Genomic DNA, 1,755 nt, shown 5'->3' with positions numbered 1-1,755 from the left:
CGGCCGGTGATCTTCTCGACGTGCTCGAGGCCGGCTTTCACCTGCGCGTCGAGCGCTTCGGGATAGGATTTCCCGTTAGCGTAGAAGTACCAACGCCTTCGCGGCGCGCGAGGACTGGCGGCCGGCGCTCGACGCCTACAAGGCCAGCCTCGCGCTCGCCGACAGCGCCGACGCCCGCAACGCCTATGAGGCGATGCGCGCCGAACACGGCTTCCGCGTCATCGACTATTCGGTGGATTCCGACGCTGCGGCGCCGCGCGCCTGCATCCAGTTCTCCGAGAACCTCGCCAAAGGCCGCGTGGACTTCGCCCCTTATGTCGCGCTGAAGGGCGTCGACGCGCCCGCCGTCACGGCCGACGGCCAGCAGCTCTGCGTCGACGGCCTGAAGCACGGCGAAACCTACGATCTCACCGTGCGTTCCGGCCTGCCCTCGGACGTCGACGAGCCGCTCGCGGTCGCGAAGGACTTCCACATCTATGTCCGCGACCGCGCGCCGTCGGTGCGCTTCACCGGCCGCAATTACGTGCTGCCCTCGACCGGCCAGCAGGGCGTGCCGGTGGTCTCCACCAATGTGGACGCCGTCTCGGTCGAGATCTTCCGCATCGGCGACCGCAGCCTGGCGCAGTCGGTCGTGTCCGGCGATTTCCAGAAGCAGCTCAGCGGATCCGACCTCGACACGCTGAGGGACGACGCCGCCGCTTCCGTCTACAGCGGCGAGCTTGCGGTCGAGCGCCAGCAGAACCTCGACGTCGTCACCGCTTTCCCGGTCTCCGAGGCGGCGCCGAAACTTTCCCCCGGCGTCTACGTGCTGGCCGCCCGGCCGAAGAACGCGGCCGAACCCGAGCCCTGGGACGCGCGGGCGACCCAATGGTTCGTGGTCTCGGACCTCGGACTGACGGCGGTTTCGGGCTCGGACGGCGTGAAGGCCTTCGCGCGTTCGCTCGCCAGCGCCGGCCCGCTCGAAGGCGTCGAGATCAGGCTCGTCGCGCGGAACAACGACGTGCTGGCGACGCGCACGACCGACGCCGCCGGCTTCGCGACGTTCGAACCGGGCCTGACGCGCGGAACGGGCGGACAGGCGCCGGCGGTGCTGATCGCCTCCGCCAAGGAGGACTACGGCTTCCTCGACCTGACGCGACCGGGCTTCGACCTCTCCGACCGCGGCGTCGGCGGGCGTGAGGCCCCGGGGCCGCTGGACGCGCAAGTTTTCGCCGAGCGTGGGGTCTACCGGCCTCGAGAGACCGTGCATCTCACGGCCCTGCTGCGCGACGACAGCGGGGCGGGCGTCGACGGGCTTCCGCTCACGCTCGTCGTCAAACGCCCCGACGGCGTCGAGGACCGCCGCGTCGTCACCTCCGACGCTGGGGCGGGCGGCCGTACGCTCGACGTGCCGCTGATCGATCAGGCGATGCAGGGGACGTGGCGGGTCGAAGCGCTCGCGGACGCCAAGGGGCCGCCGATCGGCGCGACGAGCTTCCTGGTCGCCGACTATGTCCCCGAGCGGCTCGATCTCAGGCTCGACACGGCCTCGGCTGAACTCGGTTCGGCGGGAGCGACCATCTCGGTCGACGGCCGCTGGCTCTATGGCGCGCCGGCCGCCGATCTCGCGATCGAGGGCGACGTCACGCTGCGCGTGCGGAACTCCGGCGCGCCGGGCTTCGAGGGCTACCGCTTCGGCCTCTCCGACGAGGTGGTCGCGCCCCAGCGCACGCCGATCGACGGCCTCCCGCGAACCGACGCCAACGGCCGCGCGAC

The 1,755-nt window shown here is 71.2% G+C and carries 1 protein-coding gene; it reads left to right on the top strand.

What is annotated here, in order from left to right; translation table 11 throughout:
* Positions 1 to 193 precede the first annotated feature (193 nt).
* Positions 194 to 1,755: MG2 domain-containing protein (locus ACIKT0_RS17885; protein ID WP_407106679.1), on the top strand; the 1,562-nt coding region annotated here is incomplete at its 3' end.

Source organism: Hansschlegelia beijingensis, assembly GCF_045505405.1.
Classification (GTDB): Bacteria; Pseudomonadota; Alphaproteobacteria; order Rhizobiales; family Methylopilaceae; genus Methylopila; species Methylopila beijingensis_A.
Note: the sequence above shows the minus strand (reverse complement) of the source record. Positions and strands in the feature narration are given on the sequence as shown.